Origin of the sequence: Pediococcus pentosaceus ATCC 25745 (assembly GCF_000014505.1) — a bacterium.
Classification (GTDB): Bacteria; Bacillota; Bacilli; order Lactobacillales; family Lactobacillaceae; genus Pediococcus; species Pediococcus pentosaceus.
Map to the genome: position 1 here is coordinate 142592 of NC_008525.1, position 19423 is coordinate 162014.

At 40.9% G+C, this 19423-nt stretch carries 17 protein-coding genes; 4 read left to right on the forward strand and 13 right to left on the reverse strand.

The annotated features are described in order from the left end of the window. Positions 1-6: 6 nt before the first annotated feature. The 5 genes from PEPE_RS00585 to PEPE_RS00605 form a co-directional block, all read right to left on the reverse strand. Complete coding sequence (locus tag PEPE_RS00585) at positions 7-735, reverse strand: helix-turn-helix transcriptional regulator (protein WP_011672853.1); 729 nt, start codon at positions 733-735, stop codon at positions 7-9. A gap of 1008 nt (positions 736-1743) precedes the next feature. Next, positions 1744-1989 (reverse strand): hypothetical protein, encoded by a 246-nt coding sequence (locus PEPE_RS00590; protein ID WP_002834324.1) that lies wholly within the window; start codon positions 1987-1989, stop codon positions 1744-1746. 100 nt (positions 1990-2089) lie between these two features. Continuing rightward, entirely contained in the window at positions 2090-2821 is a 732-nt protein-coding gene (locus PEPE_RS00595) for a LiaF transmembrane domain-containing protein (protein WP_011672854.1), read from the reverse strand. A 6-nt stretch (positions 2822-2827) separates the two neighbouring features. Further along, the gene (locus PEPE_RS00600; protein WP_171030548.1) at positions 2828-3271 is read right to left on the reverse strand and encodes a LytTR family DNA-binding domain-containing protein; all 444 of its coding nucleotides are present in this window, start codon (positions 3269-3271) and stop codon (positions 2828-2830) included. A gap of 165 nt (positions 3272-3436) precedes the next feature. Then, the gene (locus PEPE_RS00605; RefSeq protein ID WP_011672856.1) at positions 3437-5110 is read right to left on the reverse strand and encodes a MucBP domain-containing protein; all 1674 of its coding nucleotides are present in this window, start codon (positions 5108-5110) and stop codon (positions 3437-3439) included. A gap of 88 nt (positions 5111-5198) precedes the next feature. On the opposite strand from PEPE_RS00605, the gene PEPE_RS00610 reads away from it, so the two are divergent. From PEPE_RS00610 to PEPE_RS00625, 4 genes are all read left to right on the forward strand, one after another. Next, positions 5199-6644 carry a hypothetical protein gene (locus tag PEPE_RS00610; RefSeq protein WP_011672857.1) on the forward strand — a complete coding sequence of 482 codons (1446 nt, stop codon included), beginning with the start codon at positions 5199-5201 and terminating at the stop codon, positions 6642-6644. Between the two features lie 336 nt (positions 6645-6980). Continuing rightward, positions 6981-8054, forward strand: a complete 1074-nt coding sequence (locus PEPE_RS00615; protein WP_011672858.1) for a serine hydrolase domain-containing protein — start codon at positions 6981-6983, stop codon at positions 8052-8054. A 22-nt stretch (positions 8055-8076) separates the two neighbouring features. Continuing rightward, entirely contained in the window at positions 8077-9096 is a 1020-nt protein-coding gene (locus PEPE_RS00620; RefSeq protein ID WP_002834318.1) for a glycosyltransferase family 2 protein, read from the forward strand. 258 nt (positions 9097-9354) lie between these two features. Next, positions 9355-10485: a collagen binding domain-containing protein gene (locus PEPE_RS00625; RefSeq protein ID WP_011672859.1), complete on the forward strand. Its 1131-nt coding sequence runs from the start codon at positions 9355-9357 to the stop codon at positions 10483-10485. Positions 10486-10589: 104 nt separating this feature from the next. Here the strand turns inward: PEPE_RS00625 and PEPE_RS00630 are convergent, their stop codons facing one another. The 8 genes from PEPE_RS00630 to lysA all read right to left on the reverse strand — a co-directional run bounded on the left by PEPE_RS00630 (position 10590) and on the right by lysA (position 19375). Beyond that, on the reverse strand, positions 10590-12026 hold the full coding sequence (locus PEPE_RS00630) for an MFS transporter (protein WP_011672860.1): 1437 nt from the start codon (positions 12024-12026) through the stop codon (positions 10590-10592). Between the two features lie 233 nt (positions 12027-12259). Beyond that, positions 12260-13306, reverse strand: coding sequence for an aspartate-semialdehyde dehydrogenase (locus tag PEPE_RS00635; RefSeq protein WP_011672861.1), 1047 nt, complete (start codon positions 13304-13306; stop codon positions 12260-12262). 1 nt (position 13307) lies between these two features. Beyond that, on the reverse strand, positions 13308-14489 hold the full coding sequence (locus PEPE_RS00640; protein WP_011672862.1) for an aminotransferase class I/II-fold pyridoxal phosphate-dependent enzyme: 1182 nt from the start codon (positions 14487-14489) through the stop codon (positions 13308-13310). Positions 14490-14501: 12 nt separating this feature from the next. Next, on the reverse strand, positions 14502-15266 hold the full coding sequence (dapB, locus tag PEPE_RS00645) for a 4-hydroxy-tetrahydrodipicolinate reductase (RefSeq protein ID WP_011672863.1): 765 nt from the start codon (positions 15264-15266) through the stop codon (positions 14502-14504). Between the two features lie 15 nt (positions 15267-15281). Then, positions 15282-16181: a 4-hydroxy-tetrahydrodipicolinate synthase gene (gene dapA / locus PEPE_RS00650; RefSeq protein ID WP_011672864.1), complete on the reverse strand. Its 900-nt coding sequence runs from the start codon at positions 16179-16181 to the stop codon at positions 15282-15284. Positions 16182-16183: 2 nt separating this feature from the next. Further along, positions 16184-17338: an N-acetyldiaminopimelate deacetylase gene (locus PEPE_RS00655; protein WP_011672865.1), complete on the reverse strand. Its 1155-nt coding sequence runs from the start codon at positions 17336-17338 to the stop codon at positions 16184-16186. Positions 17339-17351: 13 nt separating this feature from the next. Then, positions 17352-18062 (reverse strand): 2,3,4,5-tetrahydropyridine-2,6-dicarboxylate N-acetyltransferase, encoded by a 711-nt coding sequence (dapD, locus tag PEPE_RS00660; RefSeq protein ID WP_011672866.1) that lies wholly within the window; start codon positions 18060-18062, stop codon positions 17352-17354. Between the two features lie 20 nt (positions 18063-18082). After that, on the reverse strand, positions 18083-19375 hold the full coding sequence (lysA, locus tag PEPE_RS00665; RefSeq protein WP_011672867.1) for a diaminopimelate decarboxylase: 1293 nt from the start codon (positions 19373-19375) through the stop codon (positions 18083-18085). Positions 19376-19423: the final 48 nt, after the last annotated feature.

The window sequence follows — 19423 nt, forward strand, 5'->3', positions numbered from 1 at the left end:
TGAACGCTATACCAAACGATTTAGTTGACGATATTTACGGGGTGATACCGCATATTCTTTAAAAAATTCTCTTGAAAAATTTGCGGTGTCGTAAAATTTAAGAATCTGAGCTATTTTACCAATCGACATTGAGGTGTTTATTAACAGATTCTTTGCTTCGGTCATTTTAACGTGACGGATATACTGGGTCACGGAAAAGCCTAACTCTGCGCGAAAGCGAGTCAGAGTGTATTTTTTGTCCAGGTTTAAGGTTGCGAAAATCTGATCGATTCGTAAGCGTTCATAACGATGCATATTGATATAGTAAGCGGTCAGGGCGACCTGTTTAGACACTTTAGAAAAATCGACGTTGCGGGTGGGTTCGTCGTTATATGAAAAAAATGTCTGAACAATATCAAACAAAATATCACGAAAATCTTCAATTTTTAGGTTTTGGGAGCTTAAAAATTTGATGAAGGCGAGCCGGAGTTCTAAGAAATGTGCGATATTGAGATGGGTAAAAAAACTGATATTGGTCAGGCCGCCTACCAAACCAATTAGAGACTGTAGCACCACCTCGGAAGATAAATCTTGAAGTGCGCAGTCTCTAAAAAACTGGTCAATATGTTCGTGGGCATGTTCATAATCTTTATTTTCAAAGAAGTGGAGAAGATCATGTTCAAGTAATGAAAATTTTAAAATAAATGATCGATCTTGAGATGTTAATAAAGAAGGATCCAATTTAACAATTCTCATAATTCCTCCTTCCTAAAGATAATTTCTTCCTTACAAAAATGCATTTTGTCGGATTTTTAAACTTAATTCAAGCAATATGTTTGTAAAGTTTAAGATTGTCTATAAAAAGTACAAAAACAGCTAGAATACTACAAATAAGGGTTTTTAAGGAGGCGTATTGTTTGCAAAGACATCAGGATAACCAATATAATACACTTATTAAAAGAAAGTAATCCCTTCAAGATTATTGAAAATAATCTTGAAGTTCCAATGTTAGATTTTTCTAATTTTATGGCTGTTTTTCTAATCTCAGGATATCAAAATTGTCCAAACTGGCCAAACGGATTAAGCGAGAAAGATCTAATGTAGATAATTGAATGGTCGATTAGCTATTACGATTAAGGGACTAGCAAAGTGGCTAAGCAAGTTCTTTAAACTATAACATTTAATCGAATGAAAATTGTCAAAAGATCGTCGGTGAAATTCTCGGCTACGATTTTAATCTGGGGGGTCAAGTGGACAAAACAAACGCGGATGCTTTAAGTAGCAATCCGCAGAGTAAATGAATTAAGACGATTTCACCGAAGGGTAGCAAGGTTGACGATGGCAACTCCACTCTTTTTTACGGTCGCAGGAAGACCGTCTCTCCCAGAGCTGGAGTAGCTGGTAGTGAACTTTGCTATAGAAGATATTGGCGATGAAGCCCGTGACATCGACGATATCTAATCATCTGAATCACAACCACCAGGGGATGGTTCAAACATTATACGACAACTCCCAAAACCGTAAAAAAACTTTACCCTGAGTGGCGAGAAGCAAGATGATTCTCAATGGCGGCGAACCATTGGCAGGGCCATATCACAGGCACATCCTAGGGACCTAATGTACTTAACCTTATATTATTTCCCCTTTGGAAGTCTCCAGTGTTAGGTGAAAATCTAGCACTGGGGATTTTTTGATGGATTAACCAATCTGAAGGTAAATAAAAACGCCATCCTGCTGAAGGGATGGCGTTTTTATGATAGCTATTTATACTAAGACATGCGAATCAAAGACGTTAAAACGTCGGATGACGTATTGATTGCGATTATTTTTGACCGCCCATACTTCAATAGCTGATCCCATCTTGGCTTGTTGAAAAAAGTTTAGAGCATGGGTATGAATCAGCATGTTGTAGTGCTGATCTTGCATATTCGTCAGGGTAAACCGAAATAAAATGGGAGAGTAACTGATACTTTTAATTTCACTAGTAATAATTCCGCTTAATTTTTCCATATAATCGACCTCTTTTTGATAAGTAAATTATACGAACAAACGTTCGTTTTGTCAATTAGCAAGCGGACTATTTTGGAATCAAAGTGGGCATTAATTTAAATTAGACGTAGTGCAAAGTAACACCACTTAAGTAAAGTTTGCCTTTAATATAAAGGGTTGGACCTGTACCAGAATTGCGAATTCCCCGTTCATCAATGCCAGACATTACAGAGTTAATATCAGTCACGATATTCCAATCGTGGGGGAGATATAGTGTGATGTTTCCCAGTTGGCAATTGATGTTGGCAGTGGCAGAATCCTCAAGATGGGCTTGATCAAAATACACCTTAGTAGTTCCCATGTAGTTATTTACATTGATGCTTTTCAAATCTTGAGATTGAATATAATGAATACCACTACTCATGCTAGTTTCAATATTGATTACGTCATCATCAGCGGACTGCGTACTTTCAGTATAATCGTAGTCTGGGTGATGATTAAAACCATGCTGAAAATTTTTCCATAGTGCATGCTTTTGCCAATTTCGGCGATAAGGATGAAAAATTAGTGATAGACCAATTGTTAGAAGAACGGCCGCTAACAGAATGGTCCATGGCACGAGACTACTGATACCAAGGGGTTTACCATATAGCATTAATAAAAATGCAATTGAAAAGATGGTTCCAGCGATGGACAAGTGGACGAGGCTGACGACCAGTGCAGCAATTAAAAATACAGAAGCGACGACGGAGAACGGATTTAAGGTGAACGCCGTCCAACCCATCTGCGTTGCTACTAAAACAGCCGCAGCTAAAACGAATAATGTGCCCCAAAACCATTGTGATTTTTTCATAATTAATTACCTCAACTTTTTTAAATGTTCTTGTAATGATTTATAGTACCGACGAGATGCATAAACTTGTTTATGCGAGTTTTGAAATTGGACTAAGCAGTTCGACAATGATTTAGTTAACGCTAAGATTTTATTAACATTGACAATACAAGATTTAGAGATACGAATGAACTCAATAGGAAGGTTTTCCTCTAGCTCGTATAGTCGCTGATGCGTTGTATAAAGCTGATTTTCAGTGTGGGCACGGACTTGTCGATCCTCGGTCTCAAAGAATAAAATATCGCCAACTTCTAGGTAAAATTCAGTGGAACCGGAATAAAAGGTCATAACTTTTTGCGTAGCATTTTGTCTTTTTATTAATTCCTGAATTTCTGTAATGTTTTTAGTAAACTCGGGCGCTCGAATAATGACTTCGCCCTCTTTAATATTTGGATCAATTTCAACTCGCATTTTCAATGTCGATCATCCTTTCCTACTAAGTACATCATAAAAAAGAGAGCGGGTAAATGGGTAAGGGATAAGTGGTTGGATTAAGCGACTAGGCGGTCAAAAAACTGTAAGAAAATGATTGCAGCAGAACCTAGCTGAATTGATTTTCTTACAGTTTTTAAGTGCTTATTTAGAATATTTTTGACCGAGCAGCATGCGACCCGACATGGTTCTTAAAATTAAACCTAGATGGGTATGATGAAGGTCATCGCCAGTTTTACGATATAGCGGTTGAAGTTCTGAATTCCAAAGGGCAAAAGTTGTCGTAAATGTTGGAAATTTCCAATAGCGGTGCCGGTAATTTGGAATCTTAATCCAGCGCTTTTGCGCAACACGAGGTTGATCGACGTATTCAAAATCGATGTGAGCCTGAGACTTTGCTGCAGGTTTCACGGTTTTTTGAGGGCGTGCGGCCGGAACCGCAGTTGGCAAGCGGTGCTGTTGGAGCCTTTTTTGAATTACGACCCGTTTTTCTTCCATGGTCAGCGGTACTGCCGTGGGCGTGGCGCTCGGTAACTTGGTTACTGTTACTGGGTGCGATTGAATCGGCTTAACCACAGGTGCTGGTTGAGGAATCGGATCGGCCTTTTCAGGTGTCTTGGGCGAACTACTAGGTTTTTGGGGTGCAAGAGGTTGCACGGCATCCGACTTAGGTTGAGCTGGTTTTTTAGATCGCAGATGAACATAGTAGGTCACCGAATCACCATTGATCTGATCAAAATCGAGGCCATTTTTGGGGAAATCATTAGTAGTTAACGTATATCCTTGACTTTCATATTCCTTGATCTTACGGGTTGGATCATACGTATTGGCCTGATTATAGTAGACCGAAACTTCTTTTGAAAGCAGCTCTTGATGAGTGCGATCATCAATGAATTTTACCGTAGCTTTTTTATGAGCCCGTTCGTATCTAACTGTATAGTGCAGATCGGAACTATTAGCATCGATCGTTTGTTGATCAACCTGTTGATGGCTAGAACGGGGCGCATTATTAGAAGCTACGTGATAACCCTTGATGGTTGGATTAGGGATGGCAGCTAAAGTAGCTTGATTGCTCCTAGTCCAATTCTGCTGGTCCACGGGTCGGCCTTGTTGATCGAGCGTTAAAGTTGTTTTAGTTCTTGAAAAATAAGTAACAGTTGTGTGATGAAGCGCATCTGCTACCGTCGCAAAGGTAACGGGCTGAGCGCGATATGGATTGGCAAGAGCCTTACCATCTTCATCCACATACTCAACGTATTCGTTGATAGTTTTGGTGGTCAAGTGGTATGCTGGAGCGTATACGTAGGTAACTATACCATTGTCTCCATGATGGCTTAAAATACCAGTGGCAGGAAGGCTACCAGCTCCCATGCGAACAAAGTGATAATTATTAATATTTTGAGGATGGGTAGTGTAGGGCCGGCCTACAAAAGGGCCGAATGGATAATCGGCAGTCCCGGTAGCTAAGAGTTTCCCCGTCTGATCCACATACCGTACGGTAACCGTAGCGTGATGGTGGTGATGATGGTGATAGGGTGCTGCAGATGGCGGATTAGTAGCCGTCGCACTGGAACTTTGAGTAGCGGATGAAGATGCCGTGGTTGTAGTGCTAGAACTCGTAGCCACGGTCGTTGAATTAGCGTCCGCCTGATAGGATTCAGCATTAGATGGGGAGGTTGGTTTTGGAGTAGGTGTTTTAGCCGCCCAAGCGGTGGTCGAAACTAAAAATGTATTGGTAACGATAACGATACTTAACACAACGGTAATTAGCCATTTTCTACTCTTGTTGTATAATTTGGTGTAGTGCTTTGTTCCCAAGATGATTTACCCCCAGACATATTTTTAGAGTCTATATTTTGATGCCTTTAAAAATATTGTTAACAAATCACCTTAAGGAGTTAATAATATGATCGAGAAGTTTAACCGATTATTGGACGATGAGCAGCAGTTGGTCCTCCAACTAGCCGAACTGTATATCCATGATTCTGAGAAGAGGCTTTCGATAGGCTATGTTCAAGATGAGCTGGGAGTTAGTAGACATCAGGTGCTGGGCGCGTTTGATTTATTAAAATCAACGATTACTGCACTTCGTATTGAAAACATTGATTTGGAATACGATGGCAAGGGAGTCCTGTTAATCTATGGTCTAACAACAACTTCAATGAAAACCATTCTGGAAAACATGGCGACCAGGTCAATTCGTTTGAATATTTTTATAAATTCTCAATTGGGAATTTACGGCACCCAAGCTCAATTCCTAAAGCAATTCGGAATCAGTCGAGCAACCTATTATCGCAATATTATTTATATTAGGCAAATTCTGTCGGAAGAATTCTTCAACAAGACCCATCGCAATGAAGAAAGTGTGCGACAGACTATTTTTAGCGTGATTCATCATTTTTTCAATGGAATTGATGCGATGCCGATTGAGCTGGGAGAGCCGGTGGACACTTTAATCACCGAGTTGAGTGAGCTAAAATCAATGCATTTAAGCTACACAGAACGGCAACGCTTGACGAATTTTTTGTTTGTCCAAACTAAGCGTATTCGTCAGGGAAACGTGGTTAAAAAGATTGTCGATAAGGATTGCGCTAAGGAAAAGTTGGATTTTTTAGAGCCACTGAGAGATTTATGGGGGTTGGAAGAGCCTGATTTAATCCAAGAAGCTTGGTATCTGAACATTTATTTTATGGTCAACGAACTAGCGCCATTTGAAATTGAAAAGTGTGGGAATCAGCCGCCGTTAAAAGTAATTCAAACTTTGGTAGAAAAACAGCTCGATTTTTTGCACCAAATTTTTGAAGGGTTAGAAGTAGACGGCCAACTAGCAGAGATTCGACAGGAACTACTGGAAACCAACCTCAAAGTATTTTCGCCATTTTATTTCAGTGAGACGTTTGTAGATCCAACTAAGGTGCCCTTTTTCAGTGAAACTTATCCTGAAATTGACGAGATGGTGAAACAAATTTTGGCGTATGTAGGCGAGCAACGTAAATTAAGGCTTGATAAAGATACGTTAACCCAGCTATATTATACTTACATGTTAATTTTGCTGGAACATCTACCGGTTCAGTTGGTAAGTAGTGTCGTGAAGATTACGGTCGATTTTTCTAATGGAAAAGTTTTTACCAAGTACATCACGTCTCAGCTACAACAATTTGCGCCCCTTAATATCGAAATTTCTAAACGTCTGGAAGATGATACGGATATATTTCTATCGGATCAACGTTTTTATGATGTCGATTGTGAGCAAATGATCTGGGAGTCACCACCTTTAGCTGAGGATTGGGAACAACTAGGTGATTTAATCGTAAAAATTAAACAAAATGATAAAAAAATAATTAATAGCTAACCAAAGACTTTTTAACGGCGTCCGCTCGGGACTTACTGTTAAAAAGTCTTTTTGAATTTTAAGGTGCATTCTCATGATTTTAAAATTAGATGAAAAACGTGAAACATAGAACCCCTTTACGATAAGAGACACGGATTATATTATAAAAACGTGCTAGTCCTTGATTAGCACACGGGGGGATCATTCTAATATCCTTTTTGTAGGATAAGGAACGACGGGAAGCTGTGAAGAAAGGTCAAACGTACGATTTTTGAGGAATGTTCGTGCGCAGCCCGATGAATCACAGCTTCTTTTTATCACGATGGTAGATGAATGAGTTATTGATGGAAGGCAGAAATGGGCGCAAAGAAAAAGATTTGGTTTTGGGTGATAGTAACCTTGCAGGTAATATTTGTTTTAAAAATGGTACATGATACGTACTTCAATGATCGTTGGGCAACGAGGTACAACGTCCGTTCCAGAGAGACGGTAGTTAAAAATATCAATTACGCCTTAGAAAGCAATGATTTTAGTGGCACCGCCTTGGTGATTCGGAATCATAAAGTTTTGTTGCATAAAGGCTATGGGCAACAAAATGCTTCACGAAAAAATGGTGTGGATACTTTGTATAACATCGCCTCGATTGAAAAAAGTATGACTTCCGTGATGGTAGCGAAGTTAATTCAAGAGGGAAAATTGGATTATGCTACAAAACTGGCTGAATTTTATCCGTCCATTCCTAACGCTAAAAATATCACGATTCGTAATATGTTGACCATGACCTCGGGGTTAGAAGCAGCGAGTGATCCAGAAAAAACACTGAGTGAAAAAGCATTGGCCAACTATTACGCTAAGCATGTGGTGGTCGATCCGCGTAAGGGATGGGATTATGATGCGATTAATTTTCATCTGTTGGCGGGAATTATTACGCAACTAACGCATCAAAGTTACAGTGCTAGTTTTAATACGTTAGTCAATCTAAAAAATCAGGTAAATGTGATGGTGATGCCGGATTTTTCGAATCCCCAAGTAGCCGTAAGCTACCATAAAAATGGGCAACCGTTCGCCAATCCTCGCTACGTCTATCGTAATGAGATTGGTACCGGGAGTTTTTTTATGACCGCCGGCGACCTTTACCGTTACTTTTCAGCCTTGGTCAATGGCGAAATTTTACCAATGAAGACCGTCAAGGAGTTGTTTAAAACTGTCCCACATAGTGTTTACGCCGGTGGAGTCTATCACAATAAGCTTTATTACCGCGGGCATGGCATCTTGCAGGGATATGAACCTTCAATCATTTTCAACAAAAAGGCCGGCAATGCCGTCGTTTTGTTGGGAAATCGCAGAGGTAAAACAACGACGATGAAGCTGACCAATAGTATTTATTCATTGGTCAATCAAACTCCATATTTAGGTGGAAACACGTATTAATTAAGGAGAAGGTAAGTTAAACATGGATGTCACGGCAATCGTACCTGCCCATAATGAAGGTGCAAATATTGAAGCAACGATTAAAGCGTTAAAGCAACAAGTTCGAAAAGTGATTGTGGCGTGTGATCACTGTACAGATGATACTTATCAAAAAGCAATTCAGGCAGGAGCGGTGGCTTTTGAAACGGTTGATAATCAGCATCGTAAAGCAGGAGCATTAAATCAAGCCTTAGAAAATTACGTTGATTGGCAATTACCCGACCAATATATTTTCATTTGTGATGCTGACACGGTGATTGCGGATGATTGGATTGAACGGGCCCAGATAGCGATTGATGCTGGTGGTTATGATGCGGTCGGTTCAGTGTTTTTCGGGGATGCGGATCGAAGTTCGATGATTGAATTTTGTCAGCAATTGGAGTGGTACCGCTACACCAATCAGATTAAGCGGAGCAAAAAAGTTTTTGTTTTAACCGGGACCGCTTCGATGGTAAGTGCCGAGATGTTTCAGAAAGTTAAAGCTCGCAAAGGTAGTTTTTACGACGAAGACTCGATTACCGAGGACTTTGCGTTGACGATTGATTTAAAAGAGGCGGGGGCCAGAATCATTTCCCCAATCTCTTGTTACTGCACGACGGAAATTATGCCCAACTGGCGACTACTATTTTTACAACGGCGACGCTGGTATTTAGGAGCACTCCAACAAATGGTTCGCCGAAAATGGGATCGCGTTTTATTTCCATACGTTTTTCAACAATTAATGTTACTTATTTCAGTCCTAGCATTTATGGGACTGATTGTTTTCACCGGTTACTTAATGGTGCAAGACTTGATTATTTTTAGTTTCTTTTGGTTTTTAATTGGAGTGATTTTTGCAGTCGAGCGGGTGATTACGATTTGGAACCAAGACCGGCAGGCAAAGATATTTGCATTAATGATTTTTCCAGAATTAATTTATAGTTTATTTTTACAAATTGCGTACCTTGGGGCGCTGGTTCAGCTGTTAAGCGGGTCAGCGGGTACGTGGAATCATCTAGATTAATGATTTAATTCAATAGGGGGACGAAAAAGTTATGTATTCAAATATTCAAAGAAGTGGTGTAGCTTTTGTAAGCTTAAGTTGGGGGTTCATGTATCACCTATTAGCAACGCTCTCGATTTTTTTCGCAATTCTTGCTGTGGGGACGATTATTAGATGCATTTGGTCTGAAAAACACCAAGATCCAAATTGGCAATAAAAGATTCCTTTTAACATTTATAAATCATAAATAGAATGGAAGCGAGATTGGGAGAGGTTTTCATGAATAAAAAAGGGCTTCTGATATTGGTGATGGCTGTGCTATGGTTTTGGGGCATCAATCGTAAACCACTCAGTGTTCGAGCAGCAACCGATTGGGGCGAACAGTTTATTACTAATGTTGAGTTGAGAAATAGCAAAGATCAAGCGCAAACTACTTTTGGACTTTACGATAACATGAAGATTCATTGGAATTTTAATATTCCAGTTTCTAAAAGAGTCACAGCTGGAGATACGATGACTCTCAAAGTGCCAGACAGTTTGAAGTTAGTTAGTAATGTTAAGTTTGATGTGACTGATGGGCGAGGTAACATTATTGGTAAAGTGCAAGTTTTGAAGCCAACTAATAAAGTTAAAGTCAAATTAACGGAATATGTGGAGCATTATGTAGGTGGAGTGAAAGGTGCTCTTAGTGTCCGAACGCAATGGAATTATTCTAAGGTCGATCAAAACCAAGTGCAACTTTTAAATTGGGGAGCTGGGCGGGCGGCTCAAATTAAGATAAAACCGAATGGCGGTCCGAATCCGAATGAGACTTTATACCAGTGGTCTTGGTACGATGTGAAGGACCCCACGTTGATACATTGGCGAGTGCGCGTGAATTATGCTAAGCAAAATCTCAATCAGGTCGATTGTACCGAACTAATCGGAGACCATCAAAAACTTTTAACGGGTTCCATCGAAGTCATGGGAGTAGCCTTTGATGACCAAGGTAAAGATTTTGAGGTAACGGCAACCTGTCCTAAAGTGAAAATCATGACGAATGGGACGAAGGGTTTTACGGTTGGATTAGGAAAGATTAAGCAGACCTACGTAATCGACTACCAAACGCGAATTTCCTCCGTAGATCAACATCGGCATTATCACAGTCAAGGGGATTTAACGGCGGCCAACCTGACCTCCCAAAGGATTAATACATATGTTCCAGAAAGTAAGGGCGTTGGAACGGGACAGGGATGGCAAAACAGCACGGAGAAGTTAAGTAACACGCAGTCAATTAAAACGGGATATATCCAAAAGGATCGCCCAGTTTTCTTAGCCGAAGAAAAACAGGCCATCATTAAAAACTTTTTAATGGTCGGAGCGAGCCTATTGGCCCTGATTGGGTGGTTCATTTATCATCGCCGGAAATGATGTCAGAAAGAACTTCGGAAAAGAGTAACATCTAATACAAAAAAAGGCGTCCACTGTGAGACGTCTTTTTTGATATAGCATATAAAATATTTTACATAGGGCAATTAATTTTTATGTTTCTTTTTGGAAACGAACCAGCGTTGAATCACAATCAAATCGGCAATGACAAGTAAAGCTGCGGAAATCATGAAAGCAACATGCATTCCGAAGATAAACAGTTGATCGTTGCCGGTTGGATAAGTAGTAATACTACGACCGAGTTTGGCGCCCATTACTAAGAAAAGCGATGATGTAGAGATACTAACGCCTAAAATCATACCTAGGTTTCGAGCTAACGCATTAACACTGCCAGCGATTCCTAGTCGATTACTTGGAACGGCGGACATTACAGATGCGTTATTCGGCGATTGAAACATACCAATCCCAATTCCGGTAACAATTGAAGTAAAAATAAAGTACCAGAACGGAGTGTCCAACTGAAAGCCCATAATCAAAAACTGGGCTAACAATACTAGCGTAACACCGATAATGGTAATTTTAGTTGAATTAAATTTGTCAGCTAAGACGCCACCAATCGGTCCGAAAATTACCATAGTGAGTGGAATGATTGAAAGTAGGATTCCTGAAAGTCCAGAGGATAAACCACGAGCATTAACTAGATAGTAAGGCATCAAAACATTATAAAAGAAACCATTGATGAAAACGAGTAATGCTGCAATCAAACCGAAGGTGAAATCCGAATACTTAAAAATTGAAAAATCGAGTAAAGGATGCTTAAGTTGTTTCTCGGTACGAATAAATAGGATAATTGAAACCACGGCAATCAACAGTGCTCCAAGGATGATTGGATGGGTATACCCAATTGCTTGCCCTCGTAAAATAGCAAAGAAGAAAGTTACAATAAAAACAACAAATTCTAGTGTGCCTAACCAGTCGAGGGGCGCGTTGGCCGAAACAGGAACATCTTTTGGCAAACTTTTAAGTCCCAATAAAATAGCAATTATTCCAATTGGAACATTAATCCAGAAAATATAATTCCAAGGTAAGTAGTTGAGAATTAAACCTCCAACGGCGGGTCCAGCAACTGATCCTAGAGCAACGAAAGTTCCGATGAAGCCCATCGCTCGCCCACGCTGATTGATTGGAAAGGAACTAGTGGTGATTCCAAAGCTATTTGACATAGTCATCGCTGCTCCAACCGCCTGAACACCGCGAGCAAATAGCAAAAATGGTAACCCAAGATTGATTCCAGCGATTAATGAACCAATAATAAAAATTGCCGTGCCAATTTTAAAAATGCGGGTCTTACCGACCACATCTCCTAGGCGACCAAAAAACATGAGTAAAGAACTAATTATAATCAGGTAGATGGATACGACCCATTCAATCTGACTTGCTGTAACAGATAACTCCTTAGACATAATGGGCATCGCAATGTTAACGATTGACCCATCTAATGTTGACATAAACGTGAACATCCCCAGCGCAATTAGGATTAAGGTTTTGTTAACCGTTAATCCTTTGGATACATTATTTTGCATATCCGTCCCCCCAATTCATCTCTTAAAAATTAATACATTTAACATTGTGGTGCTTTAATGCAAAAAGTCAATTATTTTTAATTGGGATGGACTGTAGAAGGACGAGGAAATTTTGTGTGGGTTAAATAAGGACTTTCACTTTTAAGCAAAGTTGGTTTAATCAGTGGCACGACAAAAAGTAGCAACGTCTTATAAATTAAGTCGGATGCTACTTTTTTGTTACGTAAGGGTATTTACAGTAATTCTCTTTGAACTAAAGTTTCGGCGATTTGGACGGCATTCCAAGCCGCTCCTTTAAGTAGATTATCAGAAACAACCCAGAGATTATAACCTCCTGGATTTTCAGCGTCAGCTCGGATTCGTCCGACGAAAGTGGATTGGTGTCCTTCAGCGGTGATGGGTTGAGGATAAAGCTGAGTGCGGGGATCATCTTGCAAAACGATGCCATCAGCTTGGTCCAAAACGGTCTGAATTTCTGGCACCGATGGATTTTGTTCTAATTCAAAGTATACGGATTCGCCATGCCCGACGGGGACAGGAACCCGAACACAGGTCGCCGTCACTTTTAAATCTGAATTATTCAAGTCGTGGCGTAAAATTTTTTTGGATTCATGAATCATTTTCCACTCTTCATGGGTATAACCGTTATCTTCAAAAACATCGATTTGAGGAAGTAAATTAAATGCTAAAGGATAATGATGAGATGCGCCACTAACTGGCAAAATTTTAGCTATTTCAGCTTGCCCATCAAGATGTTGGCGAGCTTCCTCTAATAGTTCACTCCAAGCCGATTGACCAGCTCCAGAAGCAGCCTGATAGGTTGAAACAATAATCCGATTTAGACCGTATTTTCGATCAAGCGGGGCGAGTGCTACCAACATTTGGATGGTACTACAGTTAGGATTAGCAATTATCCCGTGATGCCAATCAAGATCATCAGAATTGACCTCGGGAATAACCAGGGGAACTTCTGGATCCATACGAAAGGCACTAGTGTTGTCGATACAGACCGCGCCGTTTTTTACAGCGTGGGGAATTAATTTTTTAGAAACTGAGCCACCAGCTGAGGATAAAACTAAGTCCACCCCGATAAATGAATCAGGAGTTGCGGCGGATACTTCATATTCTTGACCGCGAAAAGTTTGAACTTTGCCGACGGAACGGGGCGACGCGAGTAGTCTTAAATCACGAACTTCAATATTAGACTGTTCAAGTTGCTCAATCATTCTGGTTCCAACGGCGCCAGTGGCTCCTAGGATGGCAACGGTGATTGCTGACATATTATTTTTCCTCCTGAACAAATTTTGTAAGCCGTCGAACGGCTTCGTGTAAGTTGGACATGGATGCTGCATACGAGAAACGTAAATAACCTTCACCACCAGCTCCGAAAACTTTGCCAGGAATCACGGCTAATTTAGCTTGATGGGCGATTTGCAAGGCCAACTGGTTCGAATTTTGGATCAAATTGATGGGAATTTTAGCAAAAAGATAAAAAGTCCCAGCGGGCGAGCGAACTTGAAAATTTAATTGATTAAGTTCCTTTACAAGGTAGTCACGGCGTAACCGATACTGTTCGCACATCTTGGCTACATCGTCTTGACCATGTAATAGAGCCTCGATCGCCCCCTCCATAATACTAGTGGGAGCGGTGGTAACCATGAATCCATGTAATTTTAAAATATTACTGGTGAGCGTCGCCGGAGCAGCTAAGAAACCAATCCGATAGCCAGTCATAGCGTACGATTTAGAAATTCCATTAATAAGAATAGTTCGAGAAGGTAGTAGTTCGGCTATGGAATAGTGCTTATTATCGTAACTGAGTTCACCGTAAATTTCGTCTGCTAGGACGAATAGCTTCGAATTTTGAATCACCTGGGCGAGTTCTGTTAGCTTGCTTTTAGAGTAAGTTGCGCCGGTCGGATTAGTTGGGTAATTTAGGACTAGCATTTTGGCGTTCGGGTGCGCTTGTAAAGCTTGTTTCAAAGCATCGGCTGTGAGTACAAAATCAGTATCTGAGGTATCGATTTCAATCACCGTGGCATCAATTGCTTTTGCAATTGCCATGTATAAAGGAAAGGTTGGAGTTGGAATAATCACTTCGTCGCCAACACTTAAAATGGTTTGCATGGTAGCAAAAATTGCTTCGGTAGCTCCGATTGTGATCAAGATTTCACTCGCTGGGTTGTACCGAATATTAGTTGAGTTCAGTAGATATTTACTAACAGCTTGGCGCAAACGCAGTAAGCCGGCCGACGGAGCGTAGTGGGAGGCATTATTAGTGATTGCGTTAATTAAAACTTGTTTAACGTGTTCTGGCGTGTTTAAGTCGGGCTCACCCAACGTTAACTTTAAAATTCCCGGGATATCAGACACTTGTTGATCAAATTGCCGGATGGCAGAGCGACTAATTGCTGAGAGTGCCGGCCGAGTTTGGTTTTGTAAAGCTGAATCGAGTTCAGGCATTTATAAAGCCCCCTAATCTAAGATATTTTCTAGACCAACCACTAAGGTATTTAAATCGGTCACTTTTTGACAAGCCAGTCGAACTCCAGACATGAAAGATTGGCGGTCAAATGAATCTTGACGAATGGTTAAAGCCTCACCCGGTCCACCGAAGAGAACTTGTTCGTGGGCAACGTAGCCCGGTAAACGAATTGAATGGATTGGAACACCATCAACTTTACCTCCTCGAGCACCAGGGATAGTTTCAATTTCATCATAGTCGTTAGCATGAGTACGAGATGCGCTGATGGCTTTGGCGGTGGCAATAGCGGTTCCAGATGGAGCATCTTGTTTATCTTGATGATGCATTTCAACCACTTCAGCTTCTGGGAAATATTTAGCAGCCTGCTTAGCAAATTGAATTAAAAGGACAGCTGATAATCCAAAATTAGGAGCAATTAATCCTCCCAACTCTTTAGTAGCTGCCAAAGTTTGGAGCTCATGCATTTCGGACGTTGAAAGACCACTAGTTCCAACGACCGGATGATAGCCATGGGTAATTGCATACTTAATATTTTGAAAAACAACGGAGGGGACGGTGAAATCAATCCAAATGTCAGCTTGCGGAAGTTCAGCTAGCTGATTAGTGACCAAATAATCAGATGTTTGGGGGATGGCATGTGGTGCGTAACCACCAACTAACTCGAAACCCGGTAAGTTTTGGATTAACTGAACGGTTTGTTGACCCATAGATCCTGTACAACCAGCAATCACAACAGTTTTAACCTGATTTATCATATAATGGCTCCTTTCCTAGTAATGCAACTGCACGTCGGCAAGATGATTAACCCCCAGCTGATGGGCTAAATTGAGCTTTTCTTTTTGATTTAATGGCAAGATAGGAAGTCGTGGACTACCAACGGACCAATTTTGAGCGTTTAGAACGGCTTTAACTGGTGCCGGTGACGGATATAAGAAGAGGGCTTCCATTTTGGGTGTTAATTCTCGCTGTAATTTTCCGGCTTTTAATAGATCCCCGTGTTTCACAGCATCTAAAAGTGCTCGTATCTGATAGCCATATATGTGGCTTGCAACCGAAGCAACCCCATTTGCGCCTAAAGCGACTGCACCCAGAGTTTCTGGATCATTTCCGGTATATACAGCAAAATCATTGGGGGTGTTTTCAACTAAAAAACCAATGTCATTTAAATTTGTACACTGTTTAATTCCAATGATATTTGGTTCTTGAGAAAGCTCAACAATGGTTGCATTTTCCATTTGAACACCGGTTCGTCCGGGAATGTTATACATCATAATCGGAAAGTCAGCTTGGCGCGCGACGGTTTTAAAGTGCGCTACCATCCCGCGTTGATTAGGCTTATTGTAGTAGGGGGTAACGACTAGAGCGGCAATGATCCCGTCAATTTGGCGAACTTCTTTAGTGAAGTCAATGGTAGCTTGGGTATTATTTGATCCGGTTCCAGCAATGATGGGTACTCGTCCAGCGACTATTTCAGCAAAGCGAGTATACAGACCTAATTTTTCAGCGTGAGTTAAGGTAGGTGTCTCACCTGTAGTTCCCCCGATAATAAAACCAGTATTGCCGGTTTCAATGAGATGATTAGTTAAACGTTCTAACGCAGTAAAGTTAATTTTTAACTGATCGTCAAATGGTGTAATAATAGCGGAAATCAAATCAACATTTTCAAGCATATTTAAGCCCCCTTGGACATTCGATTTTGAAGAAATTTAATCACTGCATCGATTCCCAATTGAATGGCACGTTCATCGGGATTAAAGGTGGCAGAGTGAAGTGAACTGGTAGCGCCGACGCCCAACCAAAACATGGTGCCTGGAAACTTGCTCAGCAAGAATCCGAAATCTTCGCCGGTCATTGCTGGTGGAGTTTTTTTAAACTTAATGGCCGAATCGCTTTGCATGAATTGAATTAATTCATGAGTTAAGGTTGGATCATTTTCCACTGGTAAATACCCACCTTGATTCATTTTGACCTCGACTTGGCAATTAAAGGCTTGGGCAGTTCCTTCACAAATTTGTTGAACGCGTTGTTGAATTAGAAGAATCATTTTCTGAGTTAATCCGCGAATAGTGCCCTCAATGACGGCTTGATCAGCAATAACATTTCGAACATTTCCAGCAGACACTTTTCCAAGGGTTAAAACCCCACCTTCGATGGGGTTGACATTACGAGCAACAATGGTTTGAAGCTGAGTAATTAAATAAGCTTGAGCAACAACCATATCATTTGCGTCTTGTGGATAGGCTGCATGTCCTCCTTTGCCGGTTAATTTAAGATTAACTTCTGTAGTTCCAGCAAACAGGGTTCCCATGCGGCAACCAATTACACCAGCTGGCAACGTTGGCGTACTATGGAGCCCGTAAAATTCGTTTGGTCTAAACTGATTGGTAAAAATATTTGCATTAAAAGCTCGAACCGATCCACTATGGCTCTCTTCTGCTGGCTGGAAAAAGAAGATTAGATTATCTTGCGGTTGATGGTTAGCAAAATATTCTAAGATGCCCAAGGCAACCGTCATGTGAATATCATGACCACAAGCGTGCATAATACCTGGAGTTTTGGAAGCGAAGTCAAGGCCAGTTTTTTCGTTGACAGGAAGTGCATCGATATCTGCTCGATATCCAATTGTTCGATGAGGATGCGAACCAGCAACTCGAACTAGTAAAGCGGTTGGTAGTTCGGGAATGGTTTTAATTTCAAGCAAGTTTTGCGGTAGCGAGCGGATAACGCTTAAAAGTAGGGCGTGGGTCTGGAATTCTTTTAGGGCTAATTCCGGTGATTCGTGAAACTGCCGCCTTATTCGAACTAAATTTAATGGTTCAATGGTCATTTTAAACACTTCCTTATAGGTTACGTAGTCCGTCTTCAAGCGCTGTTTTCTGGGAAGTTGTATTATCAACCCGTTTAATAATTTGAGCTGGTACCCCAGCAACTACTGTATGTGCAGGAACGTCTTTGGTAACTACTGCTCCGGCAGCAACAACAGCACCGGTTCCAACATGAACGCCTTCAACCACAACGGCATTGGCTCCAATCAAAACATGATCATCAATTTGAACGGGTTGAGCGGAAGCTGGTTCAATTACGCCAGCTAAGACGGCACCTGCACCAATATGACAATGTCGACCAACTAGAGCCCGCCCACCAAGGACGACGCCCATATCGATCATTGTTTCGGCCCCAATCTCAGCGCCGATATTAATAATAGCGCCCATCATGATAACTGCATTATTGCCAATTAAAACTTGATCACGGATGATAGCGCCTGGCTCAATTCGGGCATTGACTTCCTTTTTGTCCAGAAGAGGAACTGCAGAATTTCGACTATCGTTTTCGACTCGATAGTGTGTGATTTGAGAAGATGATTCTAATAGTGCTTTAACGTATTTCCATTCACCAAAAAGAGTTCCAGAAGTTGGTGAAATAAAAGCTTCAATTTCATTCGGTATTTGTAATTGATATAGTTTTTCTCCGGCAATAAACACTCGAACGGGGGTCTGCTTTTTGGAGTTTGAAATGGTGTTAATAATGGACTGGGTGTCAAGATTACTCATAGTAATTCCCCTTTCAATTTTCAATAATCTAAATCATTTTGTATCATATCTGCGTATGTTTCTCTTTGAATAACTAATTGAGCTTGGCTATTTTCAGCAAAGACAACTGCTGGACGAGGATTACGGTTATAGTTACTAGCCATTGAATACCCGTAAGCACCTGTTGCCAACATAACGAGTACATCACCGGTCTTAGTAGTAGGTAATGGAAGGTGGTTGATTAAGATGTCACCAGATTCACAGAATTTACCAGCTAAACGAACGGTTTCAATCGGAGGCTGGTTTGGATTTTCTGCAAGGACCGCCTCATAGTCAGCCTGGTAAAGTGCGGGCCGAATATTATCACCCATTCCGCCGTCAACAGCAACGTAAGGGGATAAACCAGGGACATCTTTTCGTGAACCGATTGTGTAAAGTGAAAAACCGGCTGGGCCAACAATGGAACGACCTGGCTCTATCCAAATGGTGGGAATGGGTTGTCCAAGCTTAGAGTACTGGACTTGAAGTTCATCTAAAATTTCACCGAGAAGAAGCTCGGGGGCAAGAGGATCATCCGCATGGGTATACTTAATTCCAAATCCACCACCGATATTTAAAATATCGGCTGTAAATTGGTATTTTTGAGACCAATTTGTTAATAAATTGACTAACTTTTTAACCTCTAATTTAAAACCTGTTACTTCAAAAATTTGTGAACCAATGTGGGCATGGATTCCTCGTAGATGGATTCGAGGGTTGTTTTGGGACAAGCGCATGGCTTTTAATGCTTGTCCTGAATCAATATCAAATCCAAATTTACTGTCAGTTTGACCGGTTTGAATATAGCTGTGAGTATGAGCAGAAACACCTGGTGTAACACGGAGCAACACATCAATTTGAGTATTATTTTCGTTCAAAACTTGATCGAGCAATTCTAATTCATGAAAATTATCTAAAATGATAGTTCCCACTCCTTTTTGGACGGCAAAATTCAACTCGGCGAGTGATTTGTTATTGCCATGGAAGCTAAGACTAGTAGAGGGGAAACCAGCGGCCAAAGCTGTAGCAATCTCACCTCCAGAAACGACATCGGAATGGGCATGTTCTTGCTTAACAACTTGGTAAATGGCTTTGCAACTAAAAGCCTTGGAAGCATAGCTGACGATGCCGCGTATACCACGGTCTTCAAATTCTTTTTGAAAGGCTTGAATTTGATTACGAATCATGGTGACGTCAAAAACTTGGAGTGGGGTCCCATATTGACGGGCAAGTTGAGTAGCGCTTAGGCCGCCTATGGTAACCTGATTAACGTTATTTACGGTGTATAAAGACATTCGTTTACCCCCTTTTCTAATTTAATTTTCACAAATTTATAATACTAA

What these genes read in the sequence shown, in the direction of transcription:
- PEPE_RS00585 (WP_011672853.1), bottom strand. Translation starts at nt 735, where the DNA reads ATGAGAATTGTTAAATTGGATCCTTCTTTATTAACATCTCAAGATCGA.
- PEPE_RS00590 (WP_002834324.1), bottom strand. Translation starts at nt 1,989, where the DNA reads ATGGAAAAATTAAGCGGAATTATTACTAGTGAAATTAAAAGTATCAGT.
- PEPE_RS00595 (WP_011672854.1), bottom strand. Translation starts at nt 2,821, where the DNA reads ATGAAAAAATCACAATGGTTTTGGGGCACATTATTCGTTTTAGCTGCG.
- PEPE_RS00600 (WP_171030548.1), bottom strand. Translation starts at nt 3,271, where the DNA reads ATGCGAGTTGAAATTGATCCAAATATTAAAGAGGGCGAAGTCATTATT.
- PEPE_RS00610 (WP_011672857.1), top strand. Translation starts at nt 5,199, where the DNA reads ATGATCGAGAAGTTTAACCGATTATTGGACGATGAGCAGCAGTTGGTC.
- PEPE_RS00615 (WP_011672858.1), top strand. Translation starts at nt 6,981, where the DNA reads ATGGGCGCAAAGAAAAAGATTTGGTTTTGGGTGATAGTAACCTTGCAG.
- PEPE_RS00620 (WP_002834318.1), top strand. Translation starts at nt 8,077, where the DNA reads ATGGATGTCACGGCAATCGTACCTGCCCATAATGAAGGTGCAAATATT.
- PEPE_RS00625 (WP_011672859.1), top strand. Translation starts at nt 9,355, where the DNA reads ATGAATAAAAAAGGGCTTCTGATATTGGTGATGGCTGTGCTATGGTTT.
- PEPE_RS00630 (WP_011672860.1), bottom strand. Translation starts at nt 12,026, where the DNA reads ATGCAAAATAATGTATCCAAAGGATTAACGGTTAACAAAACCTTAATC.
- PEPE_RS00635 (WP_011672861.1), bottom strand. Translation starts at nt 13,306, where the DNA reads ATGTCAGCAATCACCGTTGCCATCCTAGGAGCCACTGGCGCCGTTGGA.
- PEPE_RS00640 (WP_011672862.1), bottom strand. Translation starts at nt 14,489, where the DNA reads ATGCCTGAACTCGATTCAGCTTTACAAAACCAAACTCGGCCGGCACTC.
- dapB (WP_011672863.1), bottom strand. Translation starts at nt 15,266, where the DNA reads ATGATAAATCAGGTTAAAACTGTTGTGATTGCTGGTTGTACAGGATCT.
- dapA (WP_011672864.1), bottom strand. Translation starts at nt 16,181, where the DNA reads ATGCTTGAAAATGTTGATTTGATTTCCGCTATTATTACACCATTTGAC.
- PEPE_RS00655 (WP_011672865.1), bottom strand. Translation starts at nt 17,338, where the DNA reads ATGACCATTGAACCATTAAATTTAGTTCGAATAAGGCGGCAGTTTCAC.
- dapD (WP_011672866.1), bottom strand. Translation starts at nt 18,062, where the DNA reads ATGAGTAATCTTGACACCCAGTCCATTATTAACACCATTTCAAACTCC.
- lysA (WP_011672867.1), bottom strand. Translation starts at nt 19,375, where the DNA reads ATGTCTTTATACACCGTAAATAACGTTAATCAGGTTACCATAGGCGGC.